A 20,262-nucleotide genomic window follows, 5' to 3' on the forward strand; every position below is an offset into this window, starting at 1 on the left:
GAGCCGGTTTCCTGGTTCGGATTCGACGATCCACGCGTCCGCACGACTTCCCTTCACTTCTACAAAAAAAGAGTAGCACAAACCATGGCCATGGTTTGTGCTACTCATGTTAGTATGTTTCCGCGGGCACGGCTTCAGCCGCTCCATTTGCGACTTTTGCAGGTTCTTATAGGCTTGTGCCGCCGGACCATTTTCATGGTTTAGATTATGGAGCATTGATTTAGATCAAATGATGCCTTGCATGCGAAGTACCACTTCAGCAACCACTGCAGAGCCGAGGAAAGTACCAAGCAAAACGAACATGCCGACCACAATCGTTTTCCACCCGAGCTGCACAAAATCAAACCAAGAACGGCCGATCGATATGCCGGCATAAGCTAAAATCGGAGTGGCGATTGCCAAAAGATTGACTTGTGCAGTCCAAGCGACAATTTGTTCTGAACCCGGTACGCCGGGAAGCGTCAAAATCAGCCCAAGAATACCGATATAGGCAATGCTCGGAATTTGAAAAGGCAAAAGCTTGTGGATAACCAAACCTGCCAAACTTATCCCAATGAGAACGGCCAACCCGGGGAGGGCATCGAGCGGCAAGACATCATAACCAACCCAATTCCCGACGAGCATGATCATACCGATAAGGATAAAAACAAGTATCCATTCTTTAAGACTTTTTAACATAACCGACGCTCCCTTTGGCTGCTTTTCTATTGGACATAATTTCATAAAGTTTGACGGTCAACGGCAAACCGACAAAAATGCTCATGTATAATCCGGTGACAGATGAAATGAGGTTGCTGACGCCGGAAAAAGCGGTGAGCTGTTCACTCATGTCAGGAAAGGCGGCAACGAGTGGGCCGAGCGCCGCCGCTGCCATACTGCCGCTGCCGACGCCTGTTGCCATGGCAAATGAAATCGGATGAAGCGGAGTGACAGTCGCAAGGAAACCGGAAATCAGCCCAATGAAAATTGAACCAAAAACTGTGCCGAAAATATACATCGCCATGACGCCGCGGCCTTCTGGCGAAGATAAACCGTATTTGTCGGTGATTAACGCTAGATTTGCTTCCCGTCCGATAGAGTGCGTCATGCCGATGCTTTCGCGTTTAATGCCCAATAAGACGGCGATTGGCAAGGCCAAAAAAATCGTCCCTAAATTGCCGAGTTCTTGAAGCAAGAGAGCGGGGCCAGCCTCAATAATTTGTGAAATTGCCGGACCTGCCTGTACGCCGAATTTGGCAATCAACACAGACACCGACAAAAAGACAAGTGGCTCTGCGTTGATGGACTGCTTTTCTTTGATGAACGGCGTGAAAAAAAGAGCGAGCCCGATAATAACAGCGTAGAGCATAGGCAATAATAGAATAACACCTGGCCCTAAAGGAATTGAATGCACCCCGATGGATTCTGTTAAAACAACAATAGCCAGTACTGCCAAATGAAGGCGCCAGTCTTTCCATAATTTTTGAGTTTGTTCAGCCACTATTCATCTACCCCCTTATACTTGGATTTCCGTCTATTACAATGTGGCATTCTCTGGTGTTTTTTCTGCCGTTTTCATATAGCTTAAAGCTGCAGAACCAAGCACTTTCGCAGCGATTAAAAGAGCGCGTTCGTCGATATCGAATTTCGGGTGATGGTGTGGAAAAGCCTCTTCCGCTTCTGGATTTTTTGCGCCAGTGAAGAAAAACGTTCCTTTTACATTTTGCAGGTAATAGGAGAAATCTTCTCCGCCCATGATCGGCTCGGTTTCTTTGACCGCTTCAACGCCTGGCACGGCCTTGGCAAGAGCTGCCACAAATTCCGTCTCTTCTTTATGGTTCACCGTTGTCGGATAACCGCGCATATACGTGTATTCATAGCTTGCGCCTGAAGCGTAGCACGTTCCTTCAACGATGCGCTCAATCTCTTTCTCGATAAACGATCGGACTTCCTCTTTGAAGGTCCGGACTGTTCCAGTCATTTGAGCAGTATCCGCGATGACGTTATATGGGTTTTTCGCTTCAAAATTACAGATCGACACAACGGCCGATTCAAGCGGGTCGACCCGGCGGCTGACGATTTGCTGAAGATTGCCGATCAGCTGTCCGCCTATGACGATGCTGTCTTTTGTCTCATGGGGACTGGCGCCGTGACCGCCTTTCCCTAAGATTTTGATGTCAAATCGGTCGGGAGCTGCTTGCAGCGGTCCAGAACGGTAACCGATTTCCCCGAGCGGCATCTGCGCCTGCAAATGCGTCCCGAAAATCACATCGACGCCATCCAGACAGCCATCCTCAATCATCGAAATTGCACCGCCCGGCGGCAATTCTTCCGCGTGCTGATGGAGAAATAAAACCGTTCCTTCAATGTCGGATTTCATGCCATTCAAAACTTTTGCAAGCCCAAGCAAAGTAGCCGTGTGGCCGTCGTGGCCGCATGCATGCATCACGCCATCATTTTGCGATTTAAACGGAACATCAGTCTGCTCCTGAATTGGCAGCGCGTCAAAATCGGCTCGGAGCGCTACAGTTGGCCCTGGCTTATCGCCTCTTAAATAGGCAAGAACACCTTGGCCGCCAACATTGGTCCGTACTTCATGCCCCAGTTTCCTATGGAAATCAGCAATATATTTTGCAGTATGTACTTCTTGAAAAGATAATTCTGGATGTTGATGGAGATAGCGCCGAATTTCAACAATTTCCTTGTACAGATTGTCCAGTTCGTTAAATAATTGATTCATTGTTTTCCACTCCTTTAGCTTTTCGAAGTAATTTTATTTTTCACGTTAGCATTAATATTTTGAAATGTACATGGTTTATTAACAATTAGGAATATCGATTTATTTGTGGAAAGAAAAAAGAGTCGAAAAAGCTAAGTTATTAGTTGAAGCTTCTTGTTTATAGAATCCTTAACGACATGAAATTCTTAAATAGTAGCTAGAGAAGATGAAGAGAAGAAAAACCGAAGATAAGTTTAAAGAAAATTCAGAAAAAGGGTAGATAATAATCTCAATCATGATACTATAAAAAATATTAATTATTTAACAAATGGGACGTAAAAGTGATAAATATACATGTTGCCCAGAAAGGAGGCAATAAATGATTGCCCGGTCAAACAAGAAGAAGAAAAAAAAGAAGTGGTTGTTTTGGGGCATAATCGGAATTTTCATTAGCGCTGTTGCCACAGCTGCATTTTTTATGCCAAGAGGAACTGGAGCTTATCAAGAAGAAGTCGCTGAAACAAAGGACATTATAACGTATTATAATTTTTCTGGAACAATTGACAGTAAAAACAGGCGTTCTATTATGAGTGAAAAACCGCTGCAGATTTGTGAGATCAAGGTGGAACAAGGAGACCAGATCAACAGTGGTGACGTGGTAATAATAACGGAGACGGGTGAGGAAATAAAGGCGCCGGTGAACGGCGAAGTGTCGCAAATTTTAATTAAGGAAAATAGTCAAGTGATGGCGGGCGCTGAACTGGTGAAACTGGTAGACTACGCAAACTTAACAACGAAAGTAAAAGTGGATGAATTCAGCCTGAAATTTTTAAAAATTGACCAAGAAGTGGGTGTTGGCATCAATGCACTCGGCAAAGAACTGACAGGAACCATTTCTGATATTTCCAGGGAAGCAATAAATGAAAACGGTGTTTCTTATTTTATCGCCACCATCGACCTTGAAAAAGATGGAAACTTGCGGATAGGGATGACCACCGAAGCTAATATTGTCAAAGAAAAAGCGATAGCAGCGACCACTCTGCCGATGGAAGTGATTCTTTTTGACGATGAGAAACAACCGTATGTGTTGCTGCCATCAAAGGAAGGAGAGCCTATAAAACAACCCATTACGACCGGCATCAATGACGGCATGGTTGTAGAAGTGAAAACAGGCCTTTCAGCCGGTGAGAACGTCATGCATGCAACTGAAGAGGAAGGACTGTTGGAGCAGCTTTTGTGGAGGAGATGAGGATCTTGGCTGAGCAAATTTTAAAAATGACCGGCATCAGCAAATCTTATTTCTTGGGTGAAGATGAGCAAGTGGTTCTTAATCATATCAACCTAACCATAAACAAAGGAGATTTTGCAGCAATTCTTGGCCCATCGGGTTCTGGAAAATCAACGTTGATGAATATGATTGGCTGTCTTGATACACCAACGCACGGCGAATACAAATTATCACAGCAGAAAGTGCAAGAATTGGATGAAAAACAATTGGCCGATATCCGCAACAGGGAAATCGGTTTTGTTTTTCAGCAATTTCATTTGCTCCCCCGATTAAGTGCAAGGCATAATGTAGAACTTCCGCTCATCTATGCGGGCATCCGCGAAAAAGAACGAAAACAGCGGGCAATGGAAATGTTGGTTAGAGTCGGACTTGATGAAAAGATGGAGCATCGGCCCAACCAGCTGTCGGGCGGCCAGCAGCAGCGTGTGGCTATTGCAAGAGCGTTGGTGACCGAACCTACGATTTTGCTTGCCGACGAGCCGACGGGCGCACTTGATCAAAAGACAGGACAGCAAATCATGGAGCTCTTCCATCAATTAAATCAGGAGGGGAAATCGATTATCATGATTACGCACGATCCCGAAATTGCAAAAAATGCGGGACGGGTTTTTCACATTTTGGATGGCCAGCTTCAAGAGGAGGAAGCCGGATGCTGAAAGAAGATTTGAAAATGAGCTGGATGAATGTCATTCACAACAAGATGCGTTCGACTTTAACGATTCTCGGCATTATCATCGGAGTCGGCTCAATCATAGCGCTGATTACCATTGTCAAAGGAGTTACCAGCGACATGACCAGTGATTTCGCAACTTTCAAAGCGGATCGAATCATCGTATCAACTTTAGGAACGCCATTAAAAAAAGGCCTGATCCATCAGGATATTGAAAGCCTAGCTGAAATCGACAATGTAGCCGGAGTATCACCGACCGTCACGGGATTTGCTTCAATTGCTGCAGCAGGGGCAGTCAAAGAAGAAGTAAGCGTAATCGGGAGAAACGATATCTATTTTTCAAAAAACGAAGATGTGATTGAAATCGGAAGAGGGATCAATCCGTTAGACATTCAAAGTGAAAACAAAGTAAGTTTGATCGGTTCTTCGATTGCCCAAGAAATGTTTTATGGCAAAGACCCCATCGGGGAAAACATTTTGATCGGCGGTATAAACTTCACCATTATTGGAACACTCCAACAATCACATGCCTTCTCGTCAAGTTCTATAAATGAGGCAGTCATCGTGCCATATACGACATCGATGCAGCTGCTTGGAACCAGTTATATCATGGCAGCAGATGTATATATGGAAGATACCAAAGAGTCGGAAAAAACGACACACGCCATTGAAGCTGCACTTAATGAAGCGTTTAAAAATCAAGAAGAAGGGTTTTCAATCAGGAATACCCAGGAAATGCTATCGACCATCAATGGGATGATTACGACACTTTCTTTGCTTCTTGTAGGCATTTCTTCCATTTCTTTAATAGTAGGCGGAATTGGCATTATGAATATGATGCTTGTTTCGGTGACAGAAAGGACGGCAGAAATTGGGCTGCGTAAAGCACTTGGAGCTGAACCAAAGCGGATCCAGCAGCAATTTCTTATGGAAGCGGTATTTTTATCACTGATTGGCGGAAGCGTCGGTGTAGCAACCGGCATCTTGGCAGCCTTTGCGATCTGTTCTTTTATGGGAACCAGTTACTTGCTGTCTTCCTCAACCGTCTTTTTGGCTCTTGGATTTTCATCCGCAATCGGAATCATATTCGGATACGCACCTGCCAGAAAAGCGTCGAAGCTGAACCCGATTGATGCTTTGAGAAATGTCTAAGTGAATAATAATTAGTCGTGGTCTAGTATATGTGCACCGTATAGTAAAAGGTTGAAACAAGTCAGAGAAGCCATTCGTAATAAAGATTCAGTACTTCTGTCAATATCACCTATATGTGATAAAACACAAGCGGAAAGTATGGATTTTATTCCCTTTTATTATTGAGGAAGTGGGTTATTGTAGACGCATTTATGTTTTAGGCTTAAAAATACAACTCTTTAAAGAATCTGTAAAAAAGAATTTTGCATGATAATATAAAATTAATTGCAGGATGATTCAAAAGAAGGATTATGTTACTTAACAAGGTCAAAGGAGGATTGGAAATTGGCAAAGATACTGGTGGTTGACGATGAAGCACATATTCGAGAGCTTATTCGGCTGTATCTTGTCGATGAAGGATTTGAAGTCATCGAAAAAGCGAACGGAGAAGATGCATTGGCCTACGCAGAAAACCAATCGGTTGATTTGGCGATTATTGATATCATGATGCCAAAACTGGATGGCTGGGATTTGTGCAAGGAACTTCGTGAACTGGATGAAATGCCAATATTAATGGTTACGTCAAAAGGAGAAGCCCAGGATAAGATCAAAGGCTTTAAATTGGGAACTGATGATTATTTAGTGAAGCCATTCGATCCTGTAGAGTTGGTATTGAGAGTCAAAGCTTTGCTGAAACGTTATCGCATCGATGCATCCAGCCTCATCAAACTCGGTTCTATAATGCTGGACCGCAGAACTTATCAAGTTATTTATAAGGACGGCAACCAAGTGACAATTCCAATGAAAGAATTTGAACTTCTTTATAAATTGGGAAGCTACACAAATCAATTGTTTACACGGGATCACCTTATTGAGCAAATCTGGGGCATGGATTATGAAGGAGATGAACGGACAGTAGATGTTCATATCAAAAGGCTCCGTGAAAGGTTTGCCGAATTCGAATCAGATTTTAAAATAGTGACAATCCGGGGTCTCGGGTACCGCTTGGAGGTGTATCGAGATTAAATCGCTTTATACTCGCATTGTCGTTATTTTTGTCAGCATCGTCATGTTCAGTTTGGTTATAGCTTATATCGGCACTAACATGATGTATCAAGGGCGGATTCATGAGGAAATAAGGAGTATTTTAATTGAAAATGGCGAAAAAGTAATAGAAATTTACCGAACTACCAATTCGGATAACGTTCGTTCTTATATGGACGCTTTTAACGGAACAGCGGGCACCCGGCTTCAACTTTATGATTCAGAAGGCACCCCGCTGCTTGAGGATGAAATGGATGTAAGCAAAAGCGATGTTGATATGGTTCTTTCCGGTGAAATTTCGGATAATCTGCATGAAGAGGAGCATCTTTATCCGATTGTCGGAATTCCATTCCAAGAAAATGGCGAACAATATGCTTTGTTCTTAACTGTTAAGCCGAATCCGGTTGAAGCGGAAATTATGAATTCGATTCATCTTATGTATGTCGTCATTTTATTTTTTGGCAGTTTGTTGATCATCATTGCAGCTCGCTATGTTGTGCATCCTCTAACCCAGCTGACAGATGCGACAAAAAAGATGGCCCATGGCAAATTTGACGTAGTCCTTCCAACTAGGCGGAAAGATGAAATTGGCGTATTAAGCACCAGTTTTAATGATATGGCTCGGGAGCTTCGGCAATTCGATCAAATGCGCCAGGAATTCGTGGCCAATGTTTCCCATGAAATTCAATCGCCGCTGACATCGATAGCCGGATTTTCCAAAGCATTAAAACAAAAGCAGATGAGTGAAGAAAGCCGAATCAGCTACTTGAATATTATCGAGCAGGAAAGCGACCGCTTGTCTCGACTAGGAAAAAATCTGCTTCGATTATCCCGTCTGCAGCATGCCCAGCACCAGCTGGATTTGGAGGTTTTTCAGTTGGATGAACAATTGCGCAATGTCATCATCAGCCTGGAACCTCAATGGGCTGCAAAAAACATTGCCATCGATATTCAACTAAAACCTGTCACAATCGAAGCAGATGCCGACCAGCTCAAGCAAGTATGGACCAACTTGTTGAATAACAGCATCAAATTTACGCCTGTGCATGGGGAAATCAGCATTAAAGCTGAAGCCTCCAATGGTTTGATCACCGTTTCGCTTGCTGACAGCGGAATCGGAATACCTCCCGAAGAACGGCAAAATATTTTCAAGCCGTTCCATAAAGTGAGTCGGTCGCGCGATGCCTCCGTAAAAGGGAACGGCCTCGGTTTGTCCATTGTGAAGCAAATTGTCGATTTGCATCATGGAGACATCCGCGTTTCAGAGGGGCCAAAGGGAGGTGCGAAGTTCACGGTTATACTGCCGGGCCAATCGAATAAATGATAATAGAAAGTCAGATAGCTGGTGATTGCTACCCGGCTGTGATAAATCTAAACTTTGGTCGTATCCATCTCAAATTCACCGTGCCAAGCGGACGCTTTCCACGGGCTCGCACCGAACGGACTCGGGTTTATCGCCTCGCCCGAGTGGATTTCGGCACTTAGTCGCTACGCTGCCCCGCTGGAATAACCGTGTGCTCCTGCTCCTGTTTCTGCTTCTGCTTCTGCATCGCTGCGCTGCTTCGAAGCATGAAAGTTCGGTGCATCGCTGCGGCACTTCGTCGCAAACAAGTTGGCCGAACTCCCTTCGCCCAACTTGCTTGCCGCCAGGCACTCCGGATTCTTAAGCGTAAAACGTAATGCTGAGTAGCAGGCTTTTCTTTTGCTAGATTCATTTGACGAGGAGACTGAAACCAAATTCATAGAATGCGTAGTAGCGAGCCTGATTGATTCGTATTCATTTCTATACAATTTCCCCTATACTTTACTTACAGTTCGAGAGAAAGGAGTCCGCTCCTTTCTCTTTTTTTATGTTTACTGATTCATATTGAGTTCATACTTCACTTTTATAGTGGGTTCCATAGAACTTAATTGAAGGGGATTAGCTATGAAAGCTAGCCGAATTATTATTTTGCCGCTCATTCTTTCTGGGATTGTCGCTTTCGCCGGGGTGGAAATGCTGATGCGTAGGAGTTTGGCCGGCCTCGCGTTGGCCGCCATCATTTACGCTTTTTTCATCTTGTTTCAAGAACCAGCTCCTTCCGCTAAAAAAATACTCTTCGTTTCTATCGCGGCTGCCGTTTCTTTTCTGTTGCTTGTTCTTACTTGGATAAAGGTAGGGTGGTAGTTAGCAGGAATTCAAAGTTTTCACAAATGGATGGCTTTAAAAATTATTATTCTTTAGTTGTATATATTTTTTGTTAGTTCATATTCAGTTCACAAAGAAGTTTTATATTGAACCTACAAAAACTTAGGAGGGCAAGAAAATGAACAAAAAGCAAAAGAACAAAAGCAAAAAGAAGCTGATGATTTGGAGCGCGATTGGAATTGTTGCCTTGGCTTTAGTGGCTGCGGCTGTGTTTATGCCGAAAGGGACAGGCGCTTTCCAAGAAGAAGTGGCTGAAACAGGAGATATCAAAACCTACTTTAGTTTCACTGGAGCAATAGAAGCGAAAAACAGGGAAACCGTCATGAGTGAGAAATCCATACAGATCAGCGAAATTAAAGTGAAAGAAGGCGACCAAGTCGAAAAGGGAGATGTTTTATTGGAAACATCGATGGGCGAAGAAATAAAGGCATCTGTGGATGGCGAAGTTTCAAAAGTCCTAGTAGAGAAAAACGCGGAATTGATGTCTGGAATAGAGTTAATGGAAGTGGTCGACTATTCCGATTTGCAGACAACCGTAAAAGTGGATGAATATAGCTTGAAGTTCATAAAAGCTGGCCAAAAAGTGGATGTAACTGTCAATGCGCTCGAGAAAGAGATAAAAGGGACGATTTCAGCTATCTCGAAAGAGGCAGTGAATGAAAACGGCATTTCTTACTTCACCGCAGCAATTGATCTCGCGAAAGATGAGGAACTTCGGGTAGGGATGAGTGCGGAGGCGAAAATAGTAAAAGAAGAAGCGAAAAAAGTGACAACGTTGCCGATGAAAGTGGTTCAGTTCGACAGCAGAAACAAGCCGTATGTGCTGTTGCCGGCAGAAGATGGACTACCGACAAAAAAATATATCACAACCGGAATAAACGATGGAACAGTCGTTGAAGTAAAAAGCGGCGTATCGGCAGGCGACAGCGTAATGTTCACCGATAACGAGGAAGCTCAGGCGGCAGCTTCCATGCAGGGAGAGGAAAAATAATGGCGAGGCACATTTTAACCATGCAGGACATCAGCAAATCTTATTTTTTAGGAAACGAGGAACAAGTTGTTCTCGACCGCATAAGCCTGGCAGTCAATCAAGGGGATTTTGTTGCAATACTGGGCCCGTCCGGTTCTGGAAAATCCACCTTGATGAACTTGATCGGCTGTCTCGATTCGCCAACTAGCGGCGAGTACCGCTTATCGGACCACAAAGTCGATGAATTGGACGAATCCGAACTGGCGGCAATCCGCAACAAGGAAATCGGTTTTGTGTTCCAGCAATTTCAATTATTGCCTCGCTTAAGTGCTCGCCAAAACGTGGAGTTGCCGCTCATTTATGCCGGTGTTTCAGAAAAAGAGCGGAAAAAGCGGGCATCAGACATGCTGGAAAGAGTGGGGCTGGAAGAAAAAATGGATAATCGGCCCAATCAGTTATCGGGCGGCCAGCAACAGCGCGTAGCAATTGCCCGGGCACTGGTTACCGAACCGACAATTCTATTGGCCGATGAACCGACCGGTGCGCTTGACCAAAAAACGGGCCAGCAGATCATGGAGCTCTTCCATAAACTGAATCAGGAAGGGAAATCGATCATTATGATCACACATGACCAGGGTATTGCGGGAAATGCGGGCCGGATTGTCCATATCCTGGATGGCCGGTTGAGAGAGGAGCATGCTTGATGTTTAAGGAAAATTTGAAAATGAGCTGGATGAATGTTGTCCACAATAAATTGCGATCGGCATTGACCATACTCGGAATTGTGATTGGGGTCGGTTCCATCATTGCGCTCATCACCATTGTCAAAGGGGCCACCAGTGAAATGACGAGTGAATTCGCTTCTTTTGGTGCTGATAAAATCACCGTATCGGCTATCGGCACGCCATTAAAGCAAGGGCTTCTGGATAACGATATCCGACAGCTTGCGGAAATCGACAACGTAGCAGGTGTTTCGCCTACTATTTCGGGTGTAACTTCTATTGTTTCGGATGGTACAGAAAAAACAGATGTGACTGTGGAAGGGAAAAACGATGTTTATTTTGTGAAAACGGCTGATCTTTTGGAGACGGGGCGCAGCATCAACCGTTTGGATATCGAAAGCGAGAACAAAGTCACCCTTATCGGTTCAACCGTTGCCGACAAATTGTTTTTTGGCAAAGACCCGATCGGCCAGAAGTTGATGATCGGAGGAGCGAGTTTTACCGTCATCGGTACACTGCAGGAGTCAAATTCTTTTTCCGGCAGTTCAACCAATGATGCGGTTATTATCCCTTATACGACTTCGATGAAACTGCTGGGAACAGGTTTTATTTCAAATGTTGATGTATATATGGCAGATGCGGACCAATCGGAAAAAATAACGAGCGATATTGAAGCCGCTTTAAATGAGGCATTCAATTACAACAAAGACAGTTTTTCCGTCATGAATATGCAGGATATGCTAGCTTCCATCAATCAAATGACCACGATGCTTTCATTGATGCTTGGCGGGATCGCTTCCATTTCCCTTGTGGTTGGCGGCATCGGAATCATGAACATGATGCTCGTTTCCGTTACAGAACGGACAACCGAAATCGGCTTGCGGAAAGCGCTCGGTGCAGAACCAAGACGAATCCAGCAGCAATTTTTGCTCGAAGCGGTATTTTTGTCTTCGTTTGGCGGGTTTTTAGGTTTACTTGTCGGCGCTTTGCTGTCGTTTACAATATGTTCGCTAATCGGCATCAGCTTTTCCTTATCCGGCTCAACGGTTTTGCTCGCACTTGGATTCTCAACGGCAATCGGCATCATTTTCGGCATAGCACCTGCAAGAAAAGCCTCAAAACTAAACCCGATTGACGCCTTAAGAAGCGTTTAATGAACAATTTGGCAATCAAAACATTGGGGAGGACGAGTAAAGATGAATGATTTTCTGGTGCAGTGGGCAATTTTCCTATTCATGATCGGTCTTCTGCTGTCACTGCCTCTCGGGGCTGTCTTTTACTTGAATAATGCGCAAGTCAAACAATTTTTCACAAATGCGCGGAAACTGAAAGCGGCACATCTTGATTTTATTTTGCAGGCTTTTTCCATTGGGCTCGTTTGTTTAGTGGAGCTAAGCACTGCTGCGGGTTTGCCGCTGTATGCGGTCATTCCACTCGCATTCGGCACTTTCTGCAATCCGTTCATTTTCCTGTTGGAAGCTACACCGCTATACCAAAAAGGGCTGACGAAAACGCTTTACATGGGGCTCCGTGCAGCCAGCCCATCCGCTTTATTTTTTGCCTGGTTTGTGCTCGTGTCTCAGTTGATGCCGGCATTTATGATGTGGCTGCTCTTTGCCTTCGTGCTGCTGTTGGCTGCAGCATATCTCGCCAACCGGACAGCAGCTAAAGAAACATCTGAGAAAGAAGTTTCTTCCAACACCAGCAGTTGAACACCTGCTATTTGTGAGCGAGTCCAGGAAATAGGGTTCGCTTTTTTTTCTTTGCTGTTATTCATATTGAGTTCATATTGCTTTTGTAAACTGCACGTATTCACAAGGAAGGGAGTAACACCCATGGAAAATTTTAATGAATTTTTGCCGTATCCGAAAAGAGAAGCAAAGCTCTATTTAATGGGGTTTATCGGAAGCGTCTTCCGGTTTCTCATCCCTCTTTCTGTGCCGTTGATTTTGAAATACATTTTTGATGATTTGTTGCAAAACGAGCTGCTGAGCCGTGCGGAAAAAATAGACCAGTTGCTTTGGATCGCAGCTGTCATGTTGGTTGTCTTCTTGTTAGTCCGGACTCCCATGGAATATGTAAGGCAATATTGCATTCATACGGCCAATAACCGGATTATCAAAGAATTGCGGAAAGACGCTTTCAAGAAAGTCCATTCCTTGGATGCCAAGTATTTTGTTGACAACAAAAGCGGGGAAATTGGAACGCGCTTTTTTGATGATATCGAAAAGGTTAGAGGTTTGCTGATGGCACTGTTCGGCAACATTGGGATTGAAGTGATTGTCTTGCTGTTTGTGGTCGGGATAATGTTCACGTTCAATGTCCCTTTGACGCTGCTCGCCATTTTCCTTGTCGGTTTTCAATTCCTGTTGGCTCACTTCTTATCAAAGCGCCTCAAGCAGTCGACGCGCAATATGATGCAATACCGGTCGGTGATGAGCGGATTTATCTTCGAGAAAATCCAAGGCGCTTTCATTTCGAAATTATTTTCTGCAGAAAAACGTGACAAGCAGCAGCTGGACGAGCATTTGGAAAGGTACGAAACGTTGACCGGCAGACACGCAAAATTGAATGCACTTATGCTGGCATTGGTGAATGCATTAAGCGACATCACTCCTTTTGTTGTCGTTTTAGTGGCCAGCCGCTTGGTTATCGATGGCAGCTTGACTATAGGGGTATTGATCGCCTATTTTGCTTATGTCGATAAAATGCGCAGCCCTGTGGCAGCGCTTGTGAACGCTATTCCTGCTATCACCGAAGGAAATGTAGCGCTCAACCGGATTTTTGCTTTCCTGTATGAACCATCGAATATCCAAGAGAAAAAAGATCCGGTAAAAATGAAAAGCTTAACGGATTCCATCGAGTTTCAAGATGTGACGTTTTCCTATGATGGAGAACGCAGAATTTTGAACCGCATTAGTTTCAAGCTGGAAAAAGGCAAGAAGTACGCCTTTGTCGGTGAAAGCGGCGGAGGCAAGAGCACCATATTGCAATTATTGATGCGGATGTACGATGCACAACAAGGAAAAGTAATAGTGGATGGCTTGGATATTAGGAATTATTCACTCTCAAGCCTTCGGAGCCAAATGGGAGTGGTCACCCAAGATAATTTCTTGTACAGTTCCTCCATAAAAGAGAATATAAAAATGGCTAATTTGAATGCTACAGACAGCAAAGTTGTTGAAGCCGCAAAAAAGGCGTTTGCCCATGACTTTATAACAAGATTGCCCGCTGGCTATGAGACAGAGATCGGAGAACGGGGCATCAAGCTCTCGGGAGGCCAGAAACAGCGGATTGCCTTGGCGCGCGTTTTCTTGAAAGATCCATCATTAATCCTTTTGGACGAAGCGACAAGCGCGCTTGATAACGAAAGCGAAAAACTTGTCCAAGAATCGATCAACCAAGTGGATGCCAATAAAACCATGATTATGATCGCGCATAGATTGTCTACCATATTAAATGCCGATGTGATCTTTGTGGTCAGAAACGGGGAAATCATTGAGAGCGGCAGCCACCATAGCTTGCTTAGTCAAAAGGGCTATTACAGGGACCTTTACTCGAAACAACTTGCCGAAGAGGAAGTGCAAGCAATTTGAAAACTAAGCAGTGCCCACCATTGGACCAGTATAGAGGGGAGGTCTAATTTAGGATTATAATCAAAAAAATACGGACCAGCAGCCCATCAAGCTGCTGGTTTTTTTCTGTCATAATTGTTTTTTGTAAATATGCTACAATTAGTTACAATATTCCGGCATCAGGAAGGTGATTTGATGAACCAGTTAATCGATAACGCGATTCAGTTTGCAGCGGCCAAACATGCGGGCCAAACGCGAAAGGGGACGGATATTCCGTACATCAGCCATCCCTTCGCAGTGGCGATGATGCTGAAAGAACACAAGCAGCGGGACGAAGTGGTGGCAGCAGGGTTATTGCACGACACGCTCGAAGACACGGACGCGACAAAACAAGAAGTGAGGGAGTTGTTCGGGCAAGAAATCCTAGCATTGATTTTGTCCGCTTCCGAACCCGACAAATCGCTGCCATGGGAAGCGCGCAAGCTGCATACCATTGAAGCGCTTCCGGCCCGTACAAAAGAAGAGCTGGCGTTGATTGCCGCTGATAAATTACATAATCTCCGGTCAATTCAGCAAGATGTCATTCAATACGGCGAAGCGGTATGGACACGGTTTAACCGCGGAAAACGGGATCAATGCTGGTATTGTATGAGCCTTGCCCATGCGCTGAAAGACCGGAAAGAGGAAGTGCCTTTTATTCAGGCATTTGAAAAGGAAGTATTTCTGCTGTTTGTCGGAGTCGAAAAGATGACAAACATGGAAATCGAGCTTCTCTTTAAATGCGCTTATCTTGTGGATGAAATTGAAAGAGAAGAACTAAAAAGCCGCGGCATTGAGGGTTTTGCAGAAGAAGTTGTTGCTGCCAGCCGTGCGGTTTACAGAAATAGGGACTATCAAGCGGTCAAGCCGCTATGGGATTTTCTGCACAAAAAAGGGATCGAGTTTGAATGGAATGCAGAAGGCCCTTTCCGGGTTTTGGCTTTTTTGAGTGAGTTGAAATACCGGCTCGCTTGGCCGGATGAAGTGTTTTTCAAGTATTATTTAAAGAACCGCAAAAAGCTTTAACAAGAAAAATTGAATCAGAAGGAGCCAACTCTCATGCCATTAGAAATTGTCCGTAACGATATCACGAAAATGAAAGTGGATTCCATTGTCAACGCCGCAAATTCCGGGCTTCAAATGGGAGGCGGGGTGTGCGGCGCCATTTTCCAAGCCGCTGGTGCGAGGGAATTGCAGACGGCGTGCGACAAAATTGGCCATTGTCCGGTGGGAAGTGCGGTCATAACGGACGGTTTCCAGTTAGACGCAAAATCCATCATCCACACAGTGGGTCCGGTTTGGCGCGGCGGCAGCCAAAACGAAGAAAGGCTTTTGCGGTCATGCTACGAAACCTCCTTGAAACTTGCATTGGATAATGAATATGAATCGATCGCTTTTCCGCTTATTTCTTCCGGCATCTACGGCTATCCGAAAGAACAGGCGCTGCAGGTCGCGGTATCTGCAATCAGCGCTTTTTTAATGGAGCATGAAATGCTCGTCTACATCGTAGTTTTCGATAAAAAAGCGTTTCGCTTGAGTGAAAAACTTTTCAATTCAATCGACGCATACATCGATGAGCATTATGTCGATGAACAAACATTGATTTTTTCAAAAAGAGACCGCCGGTATGCCGAAATGCAGTCAGAGCTGGCGCCGGAAAGCAACCTTGAAATTTTGCAGGACCGAAGCTTGGAAGATATTCTCGGGCAAATCGATGAATCGTTCTCCGAGCGGCTGCTCCGTTTTATCGATGAAAAAGGGATGACGGACGTCGCAACTTACAAAAAAGCGAATATCGACCGCAAGCTTTTCAATAAAATAAAAAATTCAAAAACTTACACGCCGCAAAAAAAGACCATCGTCGCTTTCGCCATCGCACTCCAACTGAACCTTGACGAAACAAACGAACTGCTCAATACGGCGGGATATGCGCTTTCCAACAGCAGCAAATTCGACGTCATCGTCAAGTTTTTTATTAAAAGTAACAACTACAACATTTTTGAGATCAATGAAGCGTTATTTGTCTATGACCAAACGCTCCTTGGAGCGTAAATGTCGCTTTTGAAGCGACCAGCAAGGCGATCTTAAAAGCTATCCTTAAGTTGTTAAGACTTACTTAAGGAGGAACACTAAATGGCAAACAGCAAAACGGAACTGGTTTTTATTCTCGACAAAAGCGGATCGATGGCAGGGCTCGAAGCGGACACAATCGGCGGATTCAACGCACTTCTGAAAAAGCAGAAAAGCGAGAAAGGCGATGCGACGGTAACGACCGTATTGTTCAACCATCAATCTGAACTGCTCCACGACCGCATACCGGTGAAAGGCGTTTCGCCGATCACCGAAAGGGAATACGAAGTGGGCGGCACGACGGCATTGCTTGATGCCATCGGCGCTGCGATCCAAAAAATCGGCAATGCCCAAAAGCGGAAGAGGGAAGAAGACCGTGCAGGAAAAGTGATTTTCGTCATCACGACAGACGGCATGGAGAACGCCAGCCGCGAATTCAATTACCATAAAATCAAAACCATGATTGCCAGCCAAAAAGAGAAATACAATTGGGAATTCATTTTTATGGGCGCGAATATTGATGCCATCTCAACTGCCGGTAAGTTTGGAATAGATGAAGATTTCGCGGTCAATTACCATGCGGATGAAAAAGGCACCGAATTGAACTACAGAGTCATGAGCGAAACCATTTCTTCAGTCCGAAAAGGCGCGCCACTGGACCGCAACTGGAAAAAAGACATCGAAGCGGATTACGATAAGCGAAAGTAACTGCCTTTTCGTCAAGAAAAGCAGCGTTATTTCCCTTCTGTGCCGGTATAAGATGCTGCGCCTTAAAATAATATTTTCTTTCCAAATGACGCATCGCCGTAACCTAAGTTCAAAATACTTTTGTTTTGAAAATCGTCAACAAGTTCATAGATGATGGGAGTTTAGATAGCATTGATCGGGCTATCCTTTCTCCTCTCTTCTTTATATAATTCAAAAAAATCTTCTTGGTCATAAACGCTTGCACCTCTAAATTCCATTTGATTTAATTCCTCTTCCTGCTTTTGCATCGCAATTCTGCAGCTTTAAAAGCTTAAAGCCATAGAATTTCTTGCCATATAGAATGTGAATTACCGGAAATATATTAAGCGGTATTTGTATATGCTAAAAAGCCATTAATGCAATTTGAGTCGATCATCGTCCTAGATCAGTAGGCCATAGTCCTTGTCATCCACAATAACCGTTCGCAAAAGTGTCTATGGAATCGTGAACGTTCGTAAAGTGTTTTTATATGTTTACGAACGTTCTTTTTGGCTGTTTTCAGCCCTTTTCAAAGCGTTCGTAAAAGTGTACTTTTACGAACGCTTTGAATAATCAAGGAGTAAACAAGAAAAAGTCAACTTATAACTTTGCGTCTATTTCTTTCACTTTTCCCAACCCTGCTGAAATGGAAAAGGTCATCCGTAGTGGCGGTAGAGCTACGAATTTTGAAGCAACTACGGAAATGCAGATTCCTTCAAGTTATCAGAACACTTATACGTTAAGGGAAACCAATGGATATCCATTAGTCGGAAGCCTGAATCCTTTACGTCACATTTATTTCATGATAATGTTTAATTCGAGTTATATCGAAATACTTTAGGGTAAAACATTTTATATTAGAAAAAGGGGTGCATCAAAAATGGATAATGATCAAATTGTTAAAGTTCATAAAGCATTGGGGGATAGTACCCGATACAAAGTTATCCAAATTATCGGTGAGGAAAATAGTTTGTGTCCGGCACAACTTGAAGGCCGTCTTGATAGTATTCCTTTATCCACATTATCTCATCATTTAAAGCAATTATCAGATTGCGGAATTTTAAAGCCTGAGAAGCGAGGAACCTATATTTTTTATAGTTTGAATGAGGATGTTGCAAAGAAATTTGTACCTCATCTGTATGATAGCCATTAAACCGGGCAAACCGAAATCCTAACTATAATAATTCTGTATTCCTATGGAATTATTTTTTGTTTGTTATTTCTATTTTTTTCGAAATATAAAATGTTCTATCCTAAAAGGATTGGAGGTTTGATAACAGGACGTCTCTGTAAATGACGACAATTTGAATTTATTCGCTTAAAACGATGTTTTGATACTTTGGTATTACGATAAAGATTTGAATAATCATAAATTTAAACTGCTTTTTATTTCTATATTTTTAGAAACACGGAAATATAAAATATCGAGTTGTTAATGGTTATGTCTCAAAACTTAACCACATTAAGCAGTGAATTAGTGGAAGACCGAAACATGGTGATCCTAACAGAATATGAATCAAACACTTTACGCGGTAATTTGGGTCTGCCTTATCCTGAAAATAGATACTCACTTTGAAACAATTTCCGGATAGAGCCCCTGATGGAGTTACATACTGGCCTTCATGCTTGAATAGTTAAACAGACAAGGATTTGCTAAAAAATAAACGCTTTTACTTAAAGTGATTTACGAGGAGATATATATAAATGGAAAAGAACTACAATACACGTATCATTATGGCAGCGTTGCTGCTCTGCGGTTTCTCCGGCTATCTAAGCGAAACGGCCATCAATATTGCAATGACTAATTTAATGGAAGTATTCCAAGTTTCAGCGGCAACTGTACAGTGGTTAACAACTGGGTACATGTTGACGATAGGCATTTTAACGCCAATAAGTGCGATGTTGCTGCAGATGTTTTCTACAAGAAAGCTCTTCACCATTTCGCTCACAAGCTTAATCGCCGGTACATTGATTTCGGCGCTGGCGTTCAATTTTGAAATGTTAATGTTCGGTCGGATTTTCCAGGCAGTAGGTATGAGCACCTTAATTCCACTCCTGTTCAATACAGTTCTCATCATTTATCCACATAATAAACGGGGGGCGGCAATGGGGTTAGTCGGGCTTGTGACCATGTTTGCCCCGGCAATCGGACCGACCTTTGGTGGTCTAGTAGTCGGATATTTAACATGGCAGTATATCTTCTGGTTATCACTCCCATTTTTAGTTATAGGGTTGTTGATGGGGTTGAAATATTTGGAGAACGTTACCGCTGTCACAAAGCAGCGGATTGATTTACTGTCTGTGTTACTGTCGACGATTGGATTTGGAGGAGTTGTTTATGGCTTTAGTCAGGTGGGCGAAGGATCTGAAGGCTTGGGCAATCCAGTTGTGATTGCTTCGATCCTTGTTGGCCTCGTCGCACTGGCGCTGTTCGTGTGGCGTCAAAACGTTGCGAGTAATCCGTTGATGGACCTGAGCGTGTTCAAGTATCCGATGTACGTTGTCGGACTGGTTCTAGTAGCGATAGTCCCGATGATTTTTATGGCGACCCTGATCATCCTGCCGATGTTTCTGCAGACGGGTGCAGGATTATCTCCGTTCACTGCGGGACTCATGCTGTTGCCGGGCAGTGCGCTTTTCGGTCTCCTTTCCCCGCGAATAGGGCACTTGTTTGATCTATATGGCGCAAAATGGCTCGCTATTCCCGGGTTCGTCATCGTTTCAGTCATGTTATGGTTCTTTACTAACCTATCTCCTGCTTCTTCAGTAGCCTTAATGGTGGCTTTGCATATAGGGCTCTCAATTGGGACAGCCATGATATTAATGCCAGCTCAAACGCACGCACTAAATCAATTACCGCCAGAATTATATCCGCACGGTACGGCAGTTATCAACACAGTGCCACAGGTTTCAGGGGCGATTGGAATTGCTTTAGCTGTCAGTATACTTACGGGTGGTATGGATAAATACCTGCACAACTTCTCCGTTCCCGCCAGACAGGTCGAAATGGCTAACGCGATGTCGGCAGGATCACATAACGTGTTCTTGTACATGATTATGCTGGCACTGATTGGTTTAGTCACAGCGTTCTTCATTCGCCGTGGCGTAGTCAGCCGCAAAGAGGTGCAGGCGTAACATCAA

The 20,262-nt window shown here is 43.9% G+C and carries 21 protein-coding genes; 17 read left to right on the forward strand and 4 right to left on the reverse strand.

Annotated elements, in window-relative coordinates; genetic code table 11:
• The coding region (locus FQV28_RS19365; protein WP_222433217.1) for a hypothetical protein at positions 1–204 on the forward strand (204 nt) is incomplete at its 5' end.
• Between the two features lie 21 nt (positions 205–225).
• On the opposite strand, the gene FQV28_RS01355 is transcribed toward FQV28_RS19365, so the two are convergent.
• From FQV28_RS01355 to FQV28_RS01365, 3 genes are read right to left on the reverse strand one after another with little or no spacing between them, the layout of a single operon-like run.
• Positions 226–678 (reverse strand): hypothetical protein, encoded by a 453-nt coding sequence (locus FQV28_RS01355; protein ID WP_146493811.1) that lies wholly within the window; start codon positions 676–678, stop codon positions 226–228.
• Positions 662–1,480 carry a DUF3100 domain-containing protein gene (locus FQV28_RS01360; RefSeq protein WP_146493812.1) on the reverse strand — a complete coding sequence of 273 codons (819 nt, stop codon included), beginning with the start codon at positions 1,478–1,480 and terminating at the stop codon, positions 662–664. The genes FQV28_RS01355 and FQV28_RS01360 overlap by 17 nt, the downstream gene beginning before the upstream one ends.
• Positions 1,481–1,516: 36 nt before the next feature.
• A complete protein-coding gene (locus FQV28_RS01365; RefSeq protein WP_146493813.1) occupies positions 1,517–2,719 on the reverse strand; it encodes a M20 family metallopeptidase in 1,203 nt (400 codons plus the stop codon).
• Between the two features lie 358 nt (positions 2,720–3,077).
• On the opposite strand from FQV28_RS01365, the gene FQV28_RS01370 reads away from it, so the two are divergent.
• The 5 genes from FQV28_RS01370 (at position 3,078) to FQV28_RS01390 (ending at position 8,155) form a co-directional block, all read left to right on the forward strand.
• Complete coding sequence (locus FQV28_RS01370) at positions 3,078–3,947, forward strand: efflux RND transporter periplasmic adaptor subunit (RefSeq protein WP_146493814.1); 870 nt, start codon at positions 3,078–3,080, stop codon at positions 3,945–3,947.
• Positions 3,948–3,964: 17 nt separating this feature from the next.
• A complete protein-coding gene (locus FQV28_RS01375; RefSeq protein WP_222433220.1) occupies positions 3,965–4,642 on the forward strand; it encodes an ABC transporter ATP-binding protein in 678 nt (225 codons plus the stop codon).
• On the forward strand, positions 4,636–5,808 hold the full coding sequence (locus tag FQV28_RS01380; RefSeq protein ID WP_146493815.1) for an ABC transporter permease: 1,173 nt from the start codon (positions 4,636–4,638) through the stop codon (positions 5,806–5,808). Before FQV28_RS01375 ends, FQV28_RS01380 begins: the two co-directional genes overlap by 7 nt.
• Positions 5,809–6,132: 324 nt before the next feature.
• Positions 6,133–6,813 carry a response regulator transcription factor gene (locus FQV28_RS01385; RefSeq protein ID WP_146493816.1) on the forward strand — a complete coding sequence of 227 codons (681 nt, stop codon included), beginning with the start codon at positions 6,133–6,135 and terminating at the stop codon, positions 6,811–6,813.
• A 43-nt stretch (positions 6,814–6,856) separates the two neighbouring features.
• Positions 6,857–8,155: a sensor histidine kinase gene (locus FQV28_RS01390; RefSeq protein ID WP_146493817.1), complete on the forward strand. Its 1,299-nt coding sequence runs from the start codon at positions 6,857–6,859 to the stop codon at positions 8,153–8,155.
• A gap of 164 nt (positions 8,156–8,319) precedes the next feature.
• On the opposite strand, the gene FQV28_RS19405 is transcribed toward FQV28_RS01390, so the two are convergent.
• Positions 8,320–8,442, reverse strand: a complete 123-nt coding sequence (locus FQV28_RS19405) for a hypothetical protein (RefSeq protein ID WP_255472755.1) — start codon at positions 8,440–8,442, stop codon at positions 8,320–8,322.
• Positions 8,443–8,758: 316 nt separating this feature from the next.
• On the opposite strand from FQV28_RS19405, the gene FQV28_RS01395 reads away from it, so the two are divergent.
• The 11 genes from FQV28_RS01395 (at position 8,759) to FQV28_RS01450 (ending at position 20,256) form a co-directional block, all read left to right on the forward strand.
• Positions 8,759–8,998 carry a hypothetical protein gene (locus FQV28_RS01395; protein WP_146493818.1) on the forward strand — a complete coding sequence of 80 codons (240 nt, stop codon included), beginning with the start codon at positions 8,759–8,761 and terminating at the stop codon, positions 8,996–8,998.
• Positions 8,999–9,137: 139 nt separating this feature from the next.
• Positions 9,138–10,010, forward strand: coding sequence for an efflux RND transporter periplasmic adaptor subunit (locus FQV28_RS01400; RefSeq protein ID WP_146493819.1), 873 nt, complete (start codon positions 9,138–9,140; stop codon positions 10,008–10,010).
• A complete protein-coding gene (locus tag FQV28_RS01405) occupies positions 10,010–10,693 on the forward strand; it encodes an ABC transporter ATP-binding protein (protein ID WP_146493820.1) in 684 nt (227 codons plus the stop codon). The genes FQV28_RS01400 and FQV28_RS01405 overlap by 1 nt, the downstream gene beginning before the upstream one ends.
• Positions 10,693–11,865 (forward strand): ABC transporter permease, encoded by a 1,173-nt coding sequence (locus tag FQV28_RS01410; RefSeq protein WP_146493821.1) that lies wholly within the window; start codon positions 10,693–10,695, stop codon positions 11,863–11,865. The genes FQV28_RS01405 and FQV28_RS01410 overlap by 1 nt, the downstream gene beginning before the upstream one ends.
• 42 nt (positions 11,866–11,907) lie before the next feature.
• Positions 11,908–12,423, forward strand: coding sequence for a hypothetical protein (locus FQV28_RS01415; protein ID WP_146493822.1), 516 nt, complete (start codon positions 11,908–11,910; stop codon positions 12,421–12,423).
• A gap of 123 nt (positions 12,424–12,546) precedes the next feature.
• The gene (locus tag FQV28_RS01420) at positions 12,547–14,307 is read left to right on the forward strand and encodes an ABC transporter ATP-binding protein (protein WP_146493823.1); all 1,761 of its coding nucleotides are present in this window, start codon (positions 12,547–12,549) and stop codon (positions 14,305–14,307) included.
• A 174-nt stretch (positions 14,308–14,481) separates the two neighbouring features.
• Complete coding sequence (locus FQV28_RS01425) at positions 14,482–15,351, forward strand: HD domain-containing protein (RefSeq protein ID WP_146493824.1); 870 nt, start codon at positions 14,482–14,484, stop codon at positions 15,349–15,351.
• A gap of 33 nt (positions 15,352–15,384) precedes the next feature.
• Entirely contained in the window at positions 15,385–16,377 is a 993-nt protein-coding gene (locus FQV28_RS01430) for a macro domain-containing protein (protein WP_146493825.1), read from the forward strand.
• Positions 16,378–16,458: 81 nt separating this feature from the next.
• Positions 16,459–17,103, forward strand: coding sequence for a vWA domain-containing protein (locus FQV28_RS01435; RefSeq protein ID WP_146493826.1), 645 nt, complete (start codon positions 16,459–16,461; stop codon positions 17,101–17,103).
• Between the two features lie 898 nt (positions 17,104–18,001).
• Positions 18,002–18,274, forward strand: coding sequence for an ArsR/SmtB family transcription factor (locus FQV28_RS01445; protein WP_146493827.1), 273 nt, complete (start codon positions 18,002–18,004; stop codon positions 18,272–18,274).
• Between the two features lie 551 nt (positions 18,275–18,825).
• Complete coding sequence (locus FQV28_RS01450) at positions 18,826–20,256, forward strand: MDR family MFS transporter (protein WP_146493828.1); 1,431 nt, start codon at positions 18,826–18,828, stop codon at positions 20,254–20,256.
• The last annotated feature ends 6 nt before the right edge of the window (positions 20,257–20,262 follow it).

The organism is Planomicrobium sp. CPCC 101079 (assembly GCF_007859275.1).
GTDB lineage: Bacteria > Bacillota > Bacilli > Bacillales_A > Planococcaceae > Planococcus.